20 protein-coding genes are annotated in these 17,262 nt (G+C 70.7%); 15 read left to right on the top strand and 5 right to left on the bottom strand.

What is annotated here, in order from left to right:
- The first annotated feature begins 61 nt into the window (after positions 1-61).
- From ACH34Q_RS06380 to ACH34Q_RS06370, 3 genes are all read left to right on the top strand, one after another.
- A complete protein-coding gene (locus ACH34Q_RS06380) occupies positions 62-961 on the top strand; it encodes an acyl-CoA thioesterase (RefSeq protein WP_395981810.1) in 900 nt (299 codons plus the stop codon).
- Positions 962-1,050: 89 nt separating this feature from the next.
- A complete protein-coding gene (locus tag ACH34Q_RS06375; protein ID WP_395981809.1) occupies positions 1,051-2,229 on the top strand; it encodes an amidohydrolase family protein in 1,179 nt (392 codons plus the stop codon).
- A 5-nt stretch (positions 2,230-2,234) separates the two neighbouring features.
- Positions 2,235-3,122 (top strand): LLM class flavin-dependent oxidoreductase, encoded by an 888-nt coding sequence (locus tag ACH34Q_RS06370; protein ID WP_395982070.1) that lies wholly within the window; start codon positions 2,235-2,237, stop codon positions 3,120-3,122.
- Between the two features lie 219 nt (positions 3,123-3,341).
- On the opposite strand, the gene ACH34Q_RS06365 is transcribed toward ACH34Q_RS06370, so the two are convergent.
- Positions 3,342-4,133: an enoyl-CoA hydratase gene (locus ACH34Q_RS06365; RefSeq protein ID WP_395981808.1), complete on the bottom strand. Its 792-nt coding sequence runs from the start codon at positions 4,131-4,133 to the stop codon at positions 3,342-3,344.
- A 393-nt stretch (positions 4,134-4,526) separates the two neighbouring features.
- Here ACH34Q_RS06365 and ACH34Q_RS06360 point away from each other — a divergent pair, with 393 nt between their 5' ends.
- Positions 4,527-5,120, top strand: coding sequence for a hypothetical protein (locus ACH34Q_RS06360; protein ID WP_395981807.1), 594 nt, complete (start codon positions 4,527-4,529; stop codon positions 5,118-5,120).
- Here ACH34Q_RS06360 and ACH34Q_RS06355 read toward each other — a convergent pair.
- The gene (locus ACH34Q_RS06355; protein ID WP_395981806.1) at positions 5,096-5,275 is read right to left on the bottom strand and encodes a histidine kinase; all 180 of its coding nucleotides are present in this window, start codon (positions 5,273-5,275) and stop codon (positions 5,096-5,098) included. The genes ACH34Q_RS06360 and ACH34Q_RS06355 overlap by 25 nt on opposite strands.
- A 239-nt stretch (positions 5,276-5,514) precedes the next feature.
- On the opposite strand from ACH34Q_RS06355, the gene ACH34Q_RS06350 reads away from it, so the two are divergent.
- Positions 5,515-6,039: a pyridoxamine 5'-phosphate oxidase family protein gene (locus tag ACH34Q_RS06350; protein ID WP_395981805.1), complete on the top strand. Its 525-nt coding sequence runs from the start codon at positions 5,515-5,517 to the stop codon at positions 6,037-6,039.
- A 131-nt stretch (positions 6,040-6,170) separates the two neighbouring features.
- Here the strand turns inward: ACH34Q_RS06350 and ACH34Q_RS06345 are convergent, their stop codons facing one another.
- Positions 6,171-6,722: a carboxymuconolactone decarboxylase family protein gene (locus ACH34Q_RS06345; RefSeq protein WP_395981804.1), complete on the bottom strand. Its 552-nt coding sequence runs from the start codon at positions 6,720-6,722 to the stop codon at positions 6,171-6,173.
- Positions 6,719-7,498 carry an IclR family transcriptional regulator gene (locus ACH34Q_RS06340; RefSeq protein WP_395981803.1) on the bottom strand — a complete coding sequence of 260 codons (780 nt, stop codon included), beginning with the start codon at positions 7,496-7,498 and terminating at the stop codon, positions 6,719-6,721. Before ACH34Q_RS06340 ends, ACH34Q_RS06345 begins: the two co-directional genes overlap by 4 nt.
- 81 nt (positions 7,499-7,579) lie before the next feature.
- On the opposite strand from ACH34Q_RS06340, the gene ACH34Q_RS06335 reads away from it, so the two are divergent.
- From ACH34Q_RS06335 to ACH34Q_RS06290, 10 genes are all read left to right on the top strand, one after another.
- Positions 7,580-8,374 (top strand): SDR family NAD(P)-dependent oxidoreductase, encoded by a 795-nt coding sequence (locus ACH34Q_RS06335; protein WP_395981802.1) that lies wholly within the window; start codon positions 7,580-7,582, stop codon positions 8,372-8,374.
- Positions 8,375-8,387: 13 nt separating this feature from the next.
- A complete protein-coding gene (locus ACH34Q_RS06330) occupies positions 8,388-9,176 on the top strand; it encodes an SDR family NAD(P)-dependent oxidoreductase (RefSeq protein ID WP_395981801.1) in 789 nt (262 codons plus the stop codon).
- A 5-nt stretch (positions 9,177-9,181) separates the two neighbouring features.
- The gene (locus ACH34Q_RS06325) at positions 9,182-9,985 is read left to right on the top strand and encodes an ABC transporter ATP-binding protein (protein ID WP_395981800.1); all 804 of its coding nucleotides are present in this window, start codon (positions 9,182-9,184) and stop codon (positions 9,983-9,985) included.
- Positions 9,982-10,740 carry an ABC transporter permease gene (locus ACH34Q_RS06320; protein WP_395981799.1) on the top strand — a complete coding sequence of 253 codons (759 nt, stop codon included), beginning with the start codon at positions 9,982-9,984 and terminating at the stop codon, positions 10,738-10,740. Before ACH34Q_RS06325 ends, ACH34Q_RS06320 begins: the two co-directional genes overlap by 4 nt.
- Positions 10,737-11,714: an ABC transporter substrate-binding protein gene (locus ACH34Q_RS06315; protein ID WP_395981798.1), complete on the top strand. Its 978-nt coding sequence runs from the start codon at positions 10,737-10,739 to the stop codon at positions 11,712-11,714. The genes ACH34Q_RS06320 and ACH34Q_RS06315 overlap by 4 nt, the downstream gene beginning before the upstream one ends.
- Before the next feature lie 7 nt (positions 11,715-11,721).
- Positions 11,722-12,543, top strand: a complete 822-nt coding sequence (locus ACH34Q_RS06310) for an ABC transporter permease (protein WP_395981797.1) — start codon at positions 11,722-11,724, stop codon at positions 12,541-12,543.
- A 15-nt stretch (positions 12,544-12,558) separates the two neighbouring features.
- Positions 12,559-13,428 (top strand): fumarylacetoacetate hydrolase family protein, encoded by an 870-nt coding sequence (locus ACH34Q_RS06305; protein ID WP_395981796.1) that lies wholly within the window; start codon positions 12,559-12,561, stop codon positions 13,426-13,428.
- Positions 13,425-14,276 carry a fumarylacetoacetate hydrolase family protein gene (locus ACH34Q_RS06300; RefSeq protein WP_395981795.1) on the top strand — a complete coding sequence of 284 codons (852 nt, stop codon included), beginning with the start codon at positions 13,425-13,427 and terminating at the stop codon, positions 14,274-14,276. The genes ACH34Q_RS06305 and ACH34Q_RS06300 overlap by 4 nt, the downstream gene beginning before the upstream one ends.
- Positions 14,273-15,046 (top strand): alpha/beta hydrolase fold domain-containing protein, encoded by a 774-nt coding sequence (locus ACH34Q_RS06295; RefSeq protein ID WP_395981794.1) that lies wholly within the window; start codon positions 14,273-14,275, stop codon positions 15,044-15,046. The genes ACH34Q_RS06300 and ACH34Q_RS06295 overlap by 4 nt, the downstream gene beginning before the upstream one ends.
- Before the next feature lie 66 nt (positions 15,047-15,112).
- The gene (locus tag ACH34Q_RS06290) at positions 15,113-16,360 is read left to right on the top strand and encodes an amidohydrolase family protein (protein ID WP_395981793.1); all 1,248 of its coding nucleotides are present in this window, start codon (positions 15,113-15,115) and stop codon (positions 16,358-16,360) included.
- 5 nt (positions 16,361-16,365) lie between these two features.
- Here the strand turns inward: ACH34Q_RS06290 and ACH34Q_RS06285 are convergent, their stop codons facing one another.
- Entirely contained in the window at positions 16,366-17,166 is an 801-nt protein-coding gene (locus tag ACH34Q_RS06285; protein ID WP_395981792.1) for an IclR family transcriptional regulator, read from the bottom strand.
- Positions 17,167-17,262 lie beyond the last annotated feature (96 nt).

Raw genomic sequence — 17,262 nt, 5'->3', positions numbered from 1 at the left:
ACGTCATTGTCAATATATGCTGCGGATTCGATCGGATCGACGCGGCTGGGGAGTGAGAGCGATGGGGACTGATGGAGAGCGGGGCGCTGCGGGGGAGTCGGCGCGGCCCTGGGATCAGGGTGAACTGCTCCGCCTGATGGACGTGCGGCGGGACGGACCGGGCCGGTACACCGCGCCCGCCCACGGGTCCACCGGCCGCAACGTGGTGGAAGCCGGCCAGCTCCTCGCGGACGCCGTCGTCGCCGCGTCCAAGGAGATCCCCGGTCAGCGGGTCGCCTCGGCGTCGATGGTCTTCTCCCGGGCCGCCCGCCACGACGCGGAGATCGCCGTCGAGCTGGACGTGCCGCACAGCGGCCGGACCTACTCCACCGTCCTGGCGCAGGTGAAGCAGGAGGACAGGCTCCGCTGCGCGGGGCTGATCCTCATGGGGGCCGACGCCGACGATCTGATCGGCTCCACCGCACCGATGCCCGACGTTCCGGCGCCGGACGCCCTCCGTGCCTTCGAGGAGCCCGGCATGCAGGTCCAAGGGCGAGAGCTCCGCATCGTCGACGACGCCTACGACCGGGATCCCCGGCACGTCGGGCCTCCCGAACTGTTCGTGTGGACGCGCTTCGCCGACGCGCCGCCGGTCGCGTGCCTGCACACCGCCCTGATGACGCAGTCGGTCACGCACTGGACGATCGCCGCGGCGCTGCGCCCGCACGCCGGCTACAGCGAGGCCCAGGCGCACAAGACGATCTCCACGGGCATCTCCAAGGCCACCGTCGCCTACCACGACGACGTCGACGTCACCCAGTGGCTGCTGTATGCCAACCAGGTCGTCTACACGGGCCGTGGAGGGACCCAGAGTGAAGGGCGCGTCTACGACCAGGCCGGACGGCTCGTGGCGTCCTACACCGTTTACGGGATGATCCGGCCCCTCGTCCACCGGCCCTCGGACCCGGGCATGGTCCTCTGACCGCCGGGCCATCCCGCCAGGCATGATTGATTTTGACATCGAGGTCGATATATTCTGCGGATGATTTTCGAACCGAGAGGGTGACACTCATGCCGTCACGCGAGCTGCCGTATCCGCTGTTCGACGCGGACAACCATCTGTACGAGACCGAGGACGCCTTCACCCGGTACCTGCCGGAGGCCTACCAGGGCGCCATCGAATATGTGCAGGTCCGGGGGCGGACGAAGATCGCGATCCGGGGGCAGATCAGCGAGTACATCCCGAACCCGACGTTCTCCAAGGTGGCCCGCCCCGGCGCGCAGGAGGACTACTACAAGAACGGGAACCCGGAGGGCAGGTCGTACCGGGAGATCGTGGGCAAGCCGATCGAGTCGATCCCGGCCTTCCGGGAGCCGGGCCCGCGGCTGGAGCTGATGAACGAGCAGGGCGTCCAGCGGACCCTGATGTTCCCGACGCTGGCGAGCCTGCTGGAGGAGCGGATGCGGGACGAGCCGGAGCTGACCCACGCGGCCGTCCACTCCCTGAACCGCTGGCTGGACGAGGTCTGGTCGTTCAACTACCAGGACCGGATCTTCACCACCCCGGTGATCACGCTGCCGATCGTGGCGGAGGCGATCAAGGAGCTGGAGTGGGCTCTGGAGCGGGGTGCGCGCGCGGTGCTGATCCGTCCCGCCCCGGCGTTCGGGGTCCGCGGTCCCCGGTCGATGGCGCTGCCGGAGTTCGACCCGTTCTGGAAGCTGGTCGAAGAGAGCGGCACGCTGGTGACCTTCCATTCCTCCGACAGCGGCTACGAGCGGTATGCCGCCGACTGGGAGGGCAAGACGGGTGAGTACCTGCCGTTCACGTTGCAGAGTTTCCGGCAGATCGGGCAGTGGCGGGCGATCGAGGACACGGTCGCGTCGCTGATCTGCCACGGCTGCCTGTCCCGCTTCCCCGATCTGAAGATCGCCACCATCGAGACGGGGTCGTCCTGGGTGCGGCCGCTGATGGAGAAGCTGGCCGACACCTACAAGAAGATGCCGCAGGGTTTTCAGGAGCATCCGGTGGAGCAGATGCGCCGGCTGATCCACGTGAGCCCGTTCATCGAGGACGACATGGCCGCGCTGGCCGACCTGCTGGGGATCGACCGGGTGCTGTTCGGCTCGGACTACCCCCACCCCGAGGGCAAGGCCGATCCGATCACCTACGTCGACGACCTCGCCGCCCTCCCCGACGACGCCAAGGCCAAGATCATGGGCGGCAACCTCTCCCGCCTCATCCCCGTGTGACCACGATGACGAACCGCGCTCTCGCCGGCCTTTACCTGCCGCAGGTCCGGATGGACTTCGCCGCGATCGAACGGCGCGCGCGGGTCGCCGAGGAGGCGGGCTTCCACTCCGCCTGGTTCATCGACCACCTGGCGCCTCCCGCGGCCCGCGGTCTCGACATGCTCGACGCCTGGACGGTCGCCACGGCCGTGGCCGTGCGCACCGAACGGCTGCATGTCGGCCACCTCGTGCTGTGCGCGGAGTTCCGCCACCCGGCACTGCTGGCGAAGATGGCGGCCAGTCTCGACGCCATCTCCGGCGGACGCCTGGAGCTCGGCCTGGGCTGGGGATCGGTCGCCGAGGAACTCACCGACTACGGATTCACCGATCCGGGTCCGGTCGCCCGAGCCGCCCGGCTCGCCGAGACCATCGATCTCCTCCGCCTGCTCTGGACCGGAGAGCCGGTCGACTTCGACGGCGAGCACTGGACGCTCCGGGGCGCGGTCTGCCGTCCCCGGCCCGTGACCGGCCGGGTACCCATCCACATCGGCGGTGCCGGCCCCCGGCTCACGATGCCCCTGGTCGCGGACCGGGCCGACTGGTGGAACTGCCCGTCCAGCGCCACCGGCCGGCTCGCCCGGCTCCGCCCGCTGGCCGGCTCCGCCCGGATCTCCGTACAGCACCCGATCGGGCTGGCGTCCTCCTCGGCCACCCGGGACGAGGTCGTCGAGACCGCTCACCGGCGTTTCGGCGCATGGGGCGGGGTCATCGCCGGAACGCCCGACGAGGTCGCCGCCGCGCTGTCGCGCGAACGCGAAGCCGGAGCCGAGCTGTTCGTCTGCCAGTTCCACGACTTCGGCACGCCGGAGACGATCCGGCTCTTCGCCGAGGAAGTCCTCCCGGCACTCGAATGATCGCCTCACGTCGAGCGAGCGGGGATGACCGGGGGATCGGCGCGAGCCGTACGGGCGCCGGGACATGACCTACCGAGGAGGGATCGGCTGAGCGTCTGGGCGGGGTGGAGGGTCTCGTCGGCGAACCGGCCGGCGATCGCTGCGAACAGATGGCGATGACGGCCGGTGCGCCGGCAGGCGGCCGGTAGTGCCGATCCCGAAACGGCCGCCTGCTGAGGCTCATCGTCCCTTGAGCTTGTCCTTCATCCCTTCGAGTTGCATGAGGATGGGGTAGCCGGTGACGCTGAGGGCGTTGCCGTGTCCGGTCTGGTGGATGTCGAAGACCGATTGGATGGCGGCGTAGAAGCCTTGGACGTCGAGGGTCTGGTTGACGGCGCGTTTGGCCTGGCGCAGGGCGAAGGGGTGCATCTGGGCGATCTGTTCGGCCAGTTGCATCGCCGAGGCCTCCAGTTCCTCCAGCGGTACCACCCGGTTGACCATGCCGGTCTTCTCGGCTTCGTCGGCGGTGACGGGGCGGCCGGTGAACAGGATCTCCTTGGCCTTGCGCGGGCCGAGTTCCCAGGTGTGGCCGTGGTACTCCACCCCGCCGATGCCCATGTGCACCACCGGGTCGGAGAACTGCGCGTTCTGCGCCGCCACGATCAGATCGCACGGCCAGCACAGCATCAGCCCGCCCGCGATGCACTTGCCCTGCACCGCCGCGATCGACGGCTTGGGGGTGTTGCGCCACCGCAGCGTGTACTCCAGGTACCGGCGCGCCTCGATCCCGTAGATGTGCTCCAGCGTGATCTTCTCCGGCACCGGCCCGCCGCCCTTCAGATCGTGCCCGGCCGAGAAATGCCTGCCGTTGGCCTTCAGCACGATCACCCGCACCTGGTCATCGGCCGCCGCCCGCGACCACGCCGCGTCCAGATCGTCCAGCAACTCCATCGTCTGCGCGTTGGCGACCTCGGGCCGGTTCAACGTGATCACCGCGACCCCACCGACGACCTCGTACAGAATCTGGTCCATGTGGCTTCTCCTGGTCTGAGAGGACGAGGGGCTATCCGGCACCTACGGCACGACCACGGCGGTCGGAACGTGATGCCGCCGGACATCGGCCGCCGCCCCTCGTGTATTTTTGATATTGAAGTCGAAATTGATATTTATCCAATGACCCGGGACGGTGTCAAGGCAAGCTCGGGAGCCGTCTCCGTATGCGCCGGGGTCCAGGCCAGGCCGCGGACACCCGAAGGGCGTCCGCGGCGCAGCAGGACTCCGCGCGGGATCCCCTCACTCAGACCTCCTGAGTGAGGAGGCGTCGTGGTCCCATGGAGCGCAAGATCGGCGGGGAACCGTGTGGCCTTTCCTGGATACTTCCGAAGAAGATTGCAGGAGGAGAGTCGTGACACCCGGGAGGGAACGTTGCTGTTCAGGCGGGAGGTCCTTGAGGGGATCGCGGGTGGGCGGATCGACCGGGTGTTCCGGGTGTGGGCCGAGCCCCGGGTCCGCGCGGGGAGCACCCAGCGCACCTGGGTGGGGATCATCGTCATCGACTCGGTCACGGCCGTCACCCCCGAGGAGATCACGGAGGAGGACGCCCTCCGTTCGGGCTTCAACGGCCGCGCGGCCTTGCTCACCGCCCTGTCCAAGAGCACCAAGGAGGGCGGCTACCACCGCGTCATGCTCCATCTGGGCGGCCCCGACCCCCGATCGGAGTTGGCCGGGAACGCCGACCTGACCGACCAGGAACTGGCCGGCCTCAAAGCGGACCTCGACGCCATCGACACCCGCAGCCGCCGCGGCCCCTGGACCCGTGAGGTCCTCCGTCTCGTCGAGGAACACCCCGGCCTGCGCGCCCTGGACCTGGCCGAACACCTGGGCCGCGACAAACTTCCGTTCAAGGCCGACGTCCGCCGCCTCAAAGCCCTCGGCCTCACCGACAGCCTGGAGACCGGTTACCGCCTGTCCCCGCGAGGCGAGGCCCTCATGGCCTACCTGCGGTCCTTGACCGAATGATCTATCCCGGGCCGGACATTGATCACTGAGATGTCGTGCGCCAGCACGTCGTGCAACTCGCGGGCGATGCGCATCCGCTCCTCCGTGGCCCGCCGGCCGTCGGCGTCCCGGCTCCGCTCCGCCTCCTGCGCGCGCAGCCCTTCAGTGACGGTCATCCCTCGGGGTCAGTAGACGGTCATTGAAGAGGGCAGCCGGAATTGCCCGACAATCGCTGCCTCTTCTCATGATCGAAGACACGAGGTTCCGGTAAGACGACTCCATCAAAGCCGGGACACATCACGTGTTTGACCGAATCCGGGTACCTCACCAGTTCGTGGACCTGTGCCTGCGCATGGGTGCGTGTCTCCTTGCGGATCGCGCGTACCGGGGAAGTACGGGCGTATAGGTTCCGGATATGGAGACCATCAATCTGGGTGAGGCGGATGGGCTGCCGCCGGTGGAGTGGGCCGCCGTTGTCGAGAAGCTCGACGCGGGGTCGGTACCGCAGGCGGACGCGCCGAACGCCCGCACGACGTGGCTGTCCACTCTCAATGAGGACGGCGGTCCGCATGTGACCGCGGTCGGTGCCATCTGGGTGGACGGCACGTTCTGGTTCCAGACGGGCGCGGGTACGCGCAAGGGCCGCAACGTCGCGCGGGATCGGCGGTGTTCGGTCGCGGTGTCGGTCCGCGACGCGGACGTGGTGATCGAAGGCGACGCGGTCCGGGTGACCGAGCCGGGCGCGGTGGCGCGCGTTGCCAGGGCGTGGGCGGAGCAGGGCTGGCCGGCCGAGCCCGATGAGAGCGGGTCGGGTATCACCGCCCCGTTCAACGCGCCCTCGCTGGGACCGCCGCCGTGGAACGTGTACCGCATCGAGCCGCGTTCGGCGACCGTGGTCTGGTCGGCCGAGCCGGGCGGCCTGACCCGCTTCCGCTTCTGAACACAGGCTCACCCTCGATCTCGGCTACGCCTTTGTCGGGTCGAGGTCCTCGCATGGCGCCGGTCGAGAGCCGGCGAAGGGTCCGGCCGTTCGGGATGAGGCCTGGCGAGGCTCGCCGGGGTAATGGGTCCTCAGACGCGGAACGTCCGCATCTGGAGGGCGAGCGTCGAGTAGTAGCCGACGAGGGTGGTCAGCTCGAAGACCGTCTCGCGGTCCAGCGGCGGGACGCAGGCCGACCATGTCCCGTCGTCCACGTCGCCGGCGGCGAGAGCGCGGGTGAGGCGTAGAACGGCGGCCTCGTGGGGGTCGTCGAGCGGTACGGGTGACTGGTCGGCGATGGCGCTCAGTTCCGCCTCGCTGAGGCCGGCCGACCGGCCGACCGCCTCGTGGGCGGTGCGCTCGAACTCGCTGTTCCAGGCGGCGGCCACGGCCAGGATCGCCATCTCGCGGGCCCGTCCGCTGAGGGTGCCCTGGTAGCGGATGGCCGCGCCGAGCCGTTGCAGGGCATCCCCGAGCGCGGGCCTGAGCAGGAACTCGTTGAACGGCCCGAGCAGGGTGCCCGACTCCGAGACCAGGTCGAACGACCGGGGCCCCCGCGCGCGGGGGCCCTCGGTGATCGAGCGGTAGACGGCCAGCCGGTCGCCGTCGAGCTCACCGGGGGTGAACGGGTGCTGCCGTGTCATCGGGCCCTCAGTCTCGTGCTGATGTCGTCGGCGGTCTCGCGCAGCCGCTCGAGGATGGCGCCGCGCAGGTCGCCTTCGGTACGGCGCATCGCGGACACGGCGACGTTGACGGCCGCGACCGGGGCGTCGCCGGTGCCGAACACCGGGACCGAGACCGACCGCAGGCCCTGCGCGAGTTCCTGGTCCTGGACGGCGTAGCCGTTGCGGCGGATCTCCTCCAGTTGGGCGTACAGCCCGATGGCGTCGGTGACGGCGTTGGGCCCGGCGCCGTCGGTGAAGGACGCTTCGCTGATGCGGTGGTCCAGATCGTCCTGCGGCAGGTGGGCGAGCAGCAGCTTGCCCATGGAGGTGTAGGTCGCCGGCAAGGTCGAGCCCACGTGGACGTTGGCCGTGACCAGGTCGGCGTTGCGGAGCCGGGCGAGATAGAGGACGCGGTCCTCGATCAGGACGCCGAGGTTGACGGTCTCGCCGGTCGCCTCGGCGAGCAGCCGCAGGGGACGGTCGCTGAGCTGCACGAGGCTGGACCCGCGGATCGCCGCCGAGCCGAGCGTCAGCACCTTGACGCCGGGCTGGACCGATCCGTCCTGCCGGCGCTCCAGGTATCCGAGGTCCTCCAGCGTGGAGACGATCCGGAACGCCGTGGGCATCGGCAGCCCGGCCAGGGCGGCGATGTCACTGGTGCGCAGGGACAGCGTCGGACCGTCGAACAGGCTCAGTACCTGCAGGCCTTTCGCGAGCGCCGCGATGTGGTAGCGCGACCGGTCTCTTGACGTCATGACCTGGGTCACTCCATACTCTTGCTTAGTGAAAGTAGCTTTCACTCAATGAAAGTACATCGGGAATGCGAGGAACCGCAAGTGGCTGACGGGGCACAGACGACTGAGGTGTCGCCGGACACGGCGACCGACTGGCTGGGCCTGCGCGGCGCCCGGGTGCTCGTCCTGGGCGCGGGCGGGCTCGGCGCGGAGTGCGTCCGCGGTTATCTCGGCGCGGGTGCCGTCGTCACGGCGGTCGACCGGGACCAGGCGCGCCTGGACGTGCTGGCCCCCGGCCCGGACGGGACCCGGCCGTACACGCTCGCGGCCGACCTGACGGAGCCGGGTGCGGGCGCCGGCGCCGTCCAGCACGCGCTGGAGGAGATGGGCGGGCTGGACGTGCTGCTCCACTGCGTCGGCGTCAACGACCGCCGGCCGGTCCTGGAGTTCACCGAGGCCGAATGGGACCGGATCCTTCGCACCAACCTGTCCACCGCCTTCGGTGCGGCGCAGGCGGCGGGGCGGCACATGGTCGGCGCGGGCCGCGGGCGCATCGTCCTCCTGTCGTCGGTCTCCGGGCATCTGGCGCACAAGAAGCACGGCCCGTACGCCGCGTCCAAGGGCGGCATGAACCAGATGATGCGGGTCATGGCCGCGGAGTGGGCCTGCCACGGCGTCACGGTGAACGCGCTCGCGCCCGGCTACGTCGAGACACCGCTGACCGCCGCCTACCTCGCGCAGCCGGGTGTCCGCGAGGACCTCGTACGGCTGGTCCCCGCCGGGCGGCTGGGCACGGCGGCCGAGGTCGTCGGCCCGATCCTGTTCCTTTCCTCGCCGCACGCGGCGTTCATGACCGGGCACGTCATGTACGTCGACGGCGGCCGAACGCTCGTCTGACAGGGAGAACACCATGAGCACGGAGCAGAGGATCTTTCCGCGTTTCGCGGGGAAGACCGTACTGGTCACCGGGGCGGGCACCGGCTTCGGCGCCGAGATCGCCGTCCGCGCGGCGCAGGAGGGCGCACGGGTCGGCGTCCACTACAACAGCTCCAAGCAGGGGGCCGAGCGGACGGCCGAACGCGTCCGCGCGGCGGGCGCCGAGGCGTTCGTCGTGCAGGCCGACATCTCCTCCTGGGAGTCGATCCGCCGGCTCGCGGACGAGGTCTTCGAGCGGGCGGGCACCCTCGACGTGCTGGTCAACAACGTCGGGGACGTCGCGACCGAGCAGATGTCGTGGCGGGAGCTCACCCAGGAGTCCCTGGACCGCGTCATCGACGTCGATCTCAAGGGCACGCTGCTGATGACGCAAGAGTTCGGCTCCCGGATGCTGGACCAGGGCCACGGCGCCATCGTGAACATCGGGTCCACCGTGGTGGTGCGGGGCAGCGCGCGGGCTCCCCAGTACGCCGCCGCCAAGTACGGGCTGCTCGGCGTCACCAAGTCGTACGCCGCGGCGTTCGCGCCGACCGTCCGCGTCAACACGTTCGCGCCGGGCTTCATGGAGACCGGCGCCACGCTGGAGCGCGAGGACTGGAAGTCCGGCCGCCGGGAGAAGCTCATCGCGCAGACGCCGATGGGCACGATCCCGCCGCCCGAGGTGGTGGCGGGAACGGCGCTGTTCCTGGCCACCGAGGACGCCTCCCACATCACGGGCGCCTACATGCTGGCCGACGGCGGGTTCAACATGGTCGGGGCCTGACGGGCATGCCCCGGCAGCCAGAGAAGAGCGCCGCACCGGTGGCGGCCGACCCGGCGTCCCCGCGCGTCGACGCACGCGACCTCACCCTCGCCTACGGCGCGACCACGGCCGCGACCGGCCTGACCTTCGACGTCCGGCCGGGCGAGTTCGTCAGCCTCATCGGCCCGTCCGGCTGCGGCAAGAGCTCCGCCCTGCGCGCGGTGGGCGGCCTCCTCGAACCCGTCTCGGGCGAACTGCTCGTGGACGGGACGCGCGTCCAAGGCCCACGCCCGCGCGACGTGTCGTTCGTCTTCCAGGATCTGGCGCTGTATCCGTGGCGCAGCGCCGTCCGCAACGTGGAGATCGCTCTGCAGTTCGCCGGCGTCGGCCGCCGGGAGCGCCGGGCCCGCGCCATGGACGCGCTGCGTGCCGTCGGGCTGGAGGACGTCCCGTACCGGTTCCCGAGCCAGCTGTCCGGCGGGATGCGGCAGCGGGTCGCGATCGCGCGGGCGCTGGTGTCGGACGCCTCGATCCTGCTGCTGGACGAGCCGTTCGCCGCGCTCGACGAGCTGTCCCGGATGAAGATCGGCGAGCAGCTCATCACGCTGCTGGAGGAGCACGGCAAGACGGTGCTGTTCGTGACCCACAGCCTCTCGGAGGCGGTCTACCTGTCCGACCGCGTCATCGTGATGACCCCGCGGCCGGCGACGATCAAGGAGATCATCGAGGTGCCGCTGGCGCGGCCGCGCGAGCCGCGCGTCCTGCGCAGCCCGGAGTTCCACGCGCTCACCGACCGGCTGTCGGCGCTGCTGCTGGAGGACTCGCGATGATCGCCCCCCGGCGCGTGCTCGTCTACGCCGGGACGGTCTCGGCCGTCCTGGCGGCCTGGTGGATCCTCGCGGCCACGGGAGCGGTGGCGCCGCTGCTGCTGCCCTCCATCGGCAGCGTGTGGCAGGTGCTCGCCGCTCTCGCGGGGGAGCCGTCGCGGCTGGTCGAGCCGATCGGCACCACGCTGCGGGAGACGGGCGCCGCGTTCGCGATCGCGGCGCTGCTCGCGCTGCCCATCGGCGTGCTGACCGGCTCGTCCCGGCTGCTGCGCCGCGCCTACGAACCGTTCCTCACCAGCCTGAACGCGCTACCGCTCGTGATCCTCTACCCGGTGCTGGCGGCGACGCTCGGGGTGGGCTCCCAGTCCAAGATCGTGCTCGGGACGCTGTACGCGTTCTTCCCCATCGCCATCGCGGCGGTCCGCGCCACCGCGAACGTGGACGCCCGCCTGATCGTCGCCGCCCGCACGATGGGCGCCACCCGGGGGCAGTGGCTGCGCGCCGTCGTGCTGCCCGCCGTCCTCGGCCCGGTGCTCGCCGCGATGCGGGTGTCCCTGGGGCTGGCGCTGGTCACGGTCATCGCGGCGGAGTTCATCGCGGGCGCCGCCGGCATCGGCTACCAGCTCGGCACCACCAGCCAGGGCCTGGACAGCCCCGGGCTGTTCGCCTGGATCGTGATCGCCTGCCTGGTCACGGTCGCCGTCAACCTGCTGTTCTCGGCCACCACCCACCTCCTCCAGAAAGGCGTTCAGCGATGAACCCCACCATCAGGCTGGTCACGATCGCGGCGCTGTGCGCGACCGCGTTGAGCGCGTGCGGGGGCGGCGGATCCACCGGACCGTCCACCTCCATCAAGATCGGGCTCGTCCAGGCGCAGGACTTCGTGCACGCCATGCCCGCCCGGGTGGCCGTCGAGCAGGGCCTCTTCAAGGCCGAGGGGCTGGAGGTGAGCGTCGTCGACTTCTCCGCGGGATCCGACCTCACCAAGGCGATGACCGGCGGGTCCATCGACGTGGGCGCCGCGACCGGGCTGGACGCGGTGGCGGGCGCGGCCAAGAGCCTCCAGACGCAGGCGTTCTACGGCGTCATGGCCAAGAGCCCGATGGCGCTGATCGTCCCGAAGGACTCCGCCATCACCGGCTTCGCCGGCATGGCGGGCAAGAAGATCGGCATCTCGAAGGTGGGCTCGCTCACCGACTACGTGACCCGCGCCACGGCCGAGGCGTCCGGCGTGCCGTTCGAGAAGATCAAGGAGGTGCCGCTCGGTGCCCCGTCGGCGTCGATGTCGGCGATGAAGCGCGGCGACATCGACGCGTTCGTCCTGCCGGTCAACTACGGCTTCCTGCTGGAGTCGCAGAACGAGGGCAAGGTCGCGCAGAAGGCGTCCGAGGTGCTCGGCGCCGACTCCCAGTTCGCCGTGCTGATGGCCAAGAAGTCCTACATCGGCGGCAACGAGGAGAACCTGCGCAAGCTCACCAGGGCCTACACCAAGGCGCTGGAATGGATGAAGGCCAACCGGCAGCCCACCATCGCTCTCGCGACGGCCAAGCTCGGTATGCCCGGGCCGCTCGCCGGGAAGACCTACGACGCGCTGATCGGGGACTTCACCCCGGACGGCGCCATCGTCACCGCTGGAATGGCCGGCTACGCCAAGGCGCTGCCCAAGCTCGGCATCGCGTCCTCCTCGCCCGCCGAGGACACCTACCTCAGCACCCAGATCACCGCGAAGTGAGCCGTCCATGCCGTCCCTGAGCGTCATCACCCGGCCGCCCGCGACGCCGCGCCGGGTGCCGCGGACCGGACGCGGCGAGGCCGCCGGCGTCCAGGTCGTCCGCTGGGCGACCGTCCTCGGGCTGGTCGCCCTGTGGGAGGCGCTGACCCGCGCTTCGGGGGCCGGGGGCGACTTCCTCACCTCGCCCAGCCGGATCGTCGCCGACGGGCTGCCTGACGTGCTGACCCGTGAGTCCCTGACGCCGGTCGCCTACACGACCTACCGGTTCCTGGCAGCCTTCGCGATCACGGCCGTCGCCGGGACCGCGATCGGGCTGCTGCTCGGCCGGGTGAACCGGCACGTCCACCTCGGCGGCCGGGACATCGTGTCGGTCCTCTACGCGCTGCCGATGGCGCCCTTCTACCCGCTGTTCGTGCTGTGGCTCGGGCTCGGGGACGGGTCGGAGATCGCGTTCGGCGCCATCCACGGGATCCTGCCGGTGATCCTCATGACGATGACGGCGGGTGCGGCGGTCGAGCCGTCCGTCATCGACTCCGGGCGGGCCATGGGCGCCGGCCGCGTCCAGCGGATGCTGTTCCTGATCGTCCCGGCCTGCCTGCCCGAGATCATCGGCGCGCTGAAGATCGGCGCGGCGCTGTCGCTGCTGGGCGTGCTGCTGGCCGAGCTGATGATCTCGGTGGACGGCGTCGGTACCTACATCAGCCTGCAGATCACCAACCATCAGGCGGCCGCGCTGGACGCCATGGTGCTCGTGGTCTGCGCCGGCGCGCTCGCGGTCAACGCGGCGCTTTCGGCCATTGAGAAACGCGCCTCACGCGGGCGCACCTGAAAGGAAGACCAACCGATGAAACTGATCACCTTCGACGAGGGCCGGGTCGGCCGGCTGGACGGCGACGACGTCATCGAACTCGACGTCCCGTCCACCCGGGCGTTCTTCGAGCGCGGCGGGACGGCCGCCGAGACCGGGGAACGGCTCAAGCTGGCGGACGTCCGGCTCCGCGCCCCCATCCGGCCGAAGAAGTTCTTCCACACCGCGGGCAACTTCGCCGACCATCACGAGGAGCTGCAGGCGGTCAACTGGTCGCATCCGGTGCACAAGGGCATCGTCTTCTTCCAGAACGTCGACGCGATCATCGGCCCGGACGACCCGGTCGTCCATCCCGAGCACCTCACCGGCGAACTGGACTACGAGCTCGAACTGGCCGTCATCATCGGCAAGCCCGGCAAGTTCTTCGGGCCGGACGAGGCGCTGGAGCACATCGCCGGGTTCACCGTCTTCAACGACATCACGGCCCGCGACATCCAGCGCCGCGAGATGGAGTCGGGCGTCTTCTCCTTCAGCAAGGCCATCGACACGTTCTGCCCGATCGGCCCGTGGATCGTGACCGCCGACGAGATCGACGACATGCACGACCTCGCCATGGAGCTGCGGGTGAACGGCCAGACGCGGCAGACCGGGCACACCAAGCAGATGCGGGTCTCGATCCCGCACCTGGTGGCGTACCACTCCCCGCAGGTCTACAGCGCGGGCGACATCCTCACCACCGGCACCGTCTCGGGCGTCGCCGCCGTCCAGCCGAACCCGTTCGACTTCTACCTGCGCCCGGGTGACGTCGTGGAGGCCGAGATCGAGGGGATCGGCACACTGCGCAACCCGGTGTCCTCCTGGCAGGACGCGCACGGTGAGCCCGCGCCGGAGAAGGTCGACTGGTGAGACTCGCCAACCTGAACGGCCGCCTCGCCGTGGTCGCCGGGGACGCGGCCGTCGACGTGGCCGAGGCGAGCGAGGGCAGGTTCGCCGCCGACCCGCAGGCCGTCTTCGCCGAGTGGGACCTGTTCCGCGAGTGGGCCGCGTCCTTGGACACCTCGCGGGGCGATTCGTTCTCGATGGAGGACCTGGGGCCACCGGTGCCCCGTCCGCGCCAGGTGTTCGCGATCGGCATCAACTATGCCGCGCACGCCAGCGAGGCCGGCTACCCGCCCGAGTCCGCGCCCGTGACGTTCACCAAATTCCCCGGCTGCCTGGCCGGGCCCGTCTGCGAGGTCGAACTGCCCTCCGGCACCGTGGACTGGGAGGTCGAGATGGTGGTGGCGGTGTCCCGGGAGACCGCCGGGGTCCGGCGCGAGGACGCCTGGGACCACATCGCGGGGATCACACTCGGCCAGGACCTGTCCGAACGGACCTCGCAGCTCGCCGGCGCCAAGCCGCAGTTCAGCCTGGCCAAGTCGTTCGCGAACTTCGGCCCGACCGGTCCCTGGCTGGTCACTCCGGACGCCTTCGACGACCCGTCCGACCTGGCCATCTCGTGCAGCCTGTCCGGTGAGACGATGCAGGAGGCGCGCACCTCGGAGATGATCTACGACGTCCCCGAACTGCTCGTCCGGCTGTCGCGGGTGTGCCGGCTGTTCCCGGGCGACCTCGTCTTCACCGGGACGCCGTCCGGGGTCGGCAACGCCCGTTCGCCCAAGCGCTTCATCCGCCCGGGTGAGGTGCTGGTCAGCGACCTGGAGGGGGTGGGCCGCCTCACCCAGCGGTTCGTCGCGAAGGGGAGCGGCACGTGAGAACGGTCCACGAGGGTGTCGAGTACGCGTTCCGAATCGGCTATCGGCCGCTGGAGTTGGACCTCTACCTGCCCTCGGCCGGGCGTGCGCCGGTCGTCCTGTTCCTGCACGGCGGCGGCTGGCGGCGCGGGACGCGCCGGGACTTCGGGCACGCGTTCGAGGACTGGCGGCCCTCGCCGTTCGAGCGGATCGCCGCGGCCGGGTTCGCGGTGGCCTCGGCCGGCTACCGGCTGTCGGGCGAGGCGCGGCACCCGGCCCAACTCCACGACGTGCGGGCGGCGATCGACTGGCTGCGCGCCCACGGTGACGAGTACGGGTTCGACGGGTCCCGGATCGTGGCCTGGGGCGCGTCGGCCGGAGCGCATCTGGCCGCGCTCGCCGCCCTCACCGGCCCCGGGATCGAGGCCGTGGTGGGCTGGTACGGCGTGTACGACCTGGCCGCGATGCCCGATCCCGGCGACCCGTCGTCGCGGGAGTCGCTGCTGCTCGGATCGGCCGTCGGGGACGTACCGGCACTGGCCGCCGAGGCGAGCCCCATCACGCACGCCCACGTCGGCGCGCCGCCCTTCCAGCTCTGGCACGGGACGGCCGACCGCCTCGTTCCTCTCGCGCAGAGCGAGCGGATGGCCGAGGCGCTGAGCTCGGCGGGCGCGCCGGTTGAGTTGCGGCGGGTCGAGGGCGCCGACCACATCTGGCGGGACGCTCCGGACGTCACCGCGGTCTTCGAGAAGTCGCTGGACTTCGCCCGTGGCGTCCTGGCCCGGCCTTGATTACCCTTCGACTACCACTGAAAGAAAGTAGCTTTCATTCAATGAAAGTTCTGGAAGGGGCTCGCGATGGGTGAGACCGTTTTCACCGGCGGTTCGGTGTTCGACGGGACGGGCAGGGAGCCGTTCCCCGGCGAGGTGGTCGTGCGCGGTGACCGCGTCGTCGCCGTCCGTCCGGGCCACGCTCCCGCGCCGGAAGGCGCCACGGTCGTCGACTGCACCGGCGCCACGGTGATGCCGGGCCTGGTCGAGGGGCACGCGCACCTGACGTTCCCCTCGGCGATCGGCCACCTGGAGCCCCGCTTCAACCCGCCGGTCGACGTGTCGTTCTTCGGGCGCCCGCCCACGGCCGAAGAGCACCTCGCCCTCGCCGAGCGCAACGCCCTGATCCTTCTGGACGCGGGCTTCACCAGCGCCTATTCGGCCGGTTCGCTCACCCCCGGCAACGTCGAGGTCCGGCTTCGCGACAGGATCGCCGCCGGGGAGGTGCCGGGCCCGCGGCTGCGCGCGGCCGGCTTCGAACGCGACAACAACCCGGTGCGGCACGGCGCCGAGGCCACCACGCCGACGGGCGTGGCGGGTTTCATCGCCGAGCAGGCCGCGCTCGGGTTCGACTCGGTGAAGCTGCTGCTCAGCAACGACGACGTGTTCGTCCCCGGCGGCTCGATGCAGACCCAGTACAGCGCCGAGGAGGCCGCGGCGGCCGGCGCGGCGGCACGGGAGGCCGGCGTGTGGCTCAACTGCCACGCCCAGAACCCCGAGTCGATCAAGCTCGCCGTCCGGAACGGGTTCCGCTCGGTCTACCACTGCTCCTACGCCGACGAGGAGGCGCTCGACCTCCTGGAGGAGCACAAGGACGACCTGTTCACCGCGCCGGCCGTCGGGATCATGTGGGCGAACGTGCACGAGGCCGAGGAGTTCGGGATCGACCGGGCGATGGCCGAGCGGATGGGGTCCGTCGCGCAGCTGGAGGCTCAGACCGTGCTCTACCCGGAGATGCGGCGGCGCGGCATCCGCGTCCTGCCGGGCGGCGACTACGGGTTCCCGCAGACCCCCATCGGCCGCAACGCCCGTGACCTGCAGCTGTTCGTCGACCTGTTCGGCTACACCCCGGCGGAGGCGCTGGTCGCCGCCACCCGCTGGGGCGGCGAGGTCATGGGCATGGCGGACGAGCTGGGCGTGCTCGCCCCCGGCTTCCTCGCCGACCTGCTCGTCGTCCAGGGCGACCCGGCGCGCGACGTCGCTCTCCTCCAGGACCCGGCGAACCTGACCGCGATCATGCAGGGCGGCCGCTTCCACAAGGCGCCGCCGTCCTGACCGGGTCAGCGCCCGCCCAGCAGGCGGGAGATCTCCGCGCACGTGTCCTGGACCAGCGGCCCGACCCGGTCCAGGAGCCGTGACGTGGGGACCTCCCTCGCGGGTACGGCCACGTTGACCGCGGCCACCGCCGTCCCGGACGCGTCCCGGACGGGCGCCGCGACCGACCGGAGCCCATGGGCGAGCTCCTCGTCCTGCAGGGCCCATCCCCGGCCGCGGATCTCCGCCAGCACGGGACGGAGCGCGTCCATCGAGGTCACCGCGTTGGGGCCGGCCGCCCCGGTGAACGACTCCTCGGTCAGCACCCGGTCCAGCCCCGCTTCGTCCAGTTCGGACAGCAGCATCTTGCCCATCGAGGTCCGGACCGCCGGAAGCCTGGACCCGACCTGGATGTTGGCCGTCACCAGGTCGTTGTTGCGCAGCCTCACCAGGTACAGCACATGGTCGCCCGACAGCACGCCCAGGTTCACCGTCTGGCCGGTGGCGTCGACGAGCCTGCGCAGCGGGCCGTCCGCGAGCTGCACCAGGTCGAGGCTGCGCAACGCGGAGAAGCCCAACGTGAGCACCTTGGGCGCGGGCCGGTAACGGCCGTCCGGTAGTTGCTCGAGGAACCCCTCCGCCGTCAGGGTGGACGCCATCCGGAAGGCGGTGGGCAGCGGCAGGCCCGTCGCGGCGGCCATGTCGGTCAGCTTCATCGCGGGCCGCTGCTCGGAGAAGAGCCCGAGGATGCGCAGCCCCTTCGCCAGCGCCTCCACCTGATAGCCGCCCTTGGGACGAGCATGGCCGCCCGCGGAGCCGGGCGTCATCTGACTACGCGGCGGCACGCACGCCTCGCTTTCTGCGCCTGCTTCCGAACACGGCGCCCTTCATCCTACGGAAGCGCCGCCGAACCGGGGGAGCAT

The sequence above is a fragment of the Actinomadura sp. 9N407 genome, from assembly GCF_044326315.1.
Taxonomy (GTDB): Bacteria; Actinomycetota; Actinomycetes; order Streptosporangiales; family Streptosporangiaceae; genus Spirillospora.
This window is presented reverse-complemented; position numbering and strand designations above follow the sequence as displayed.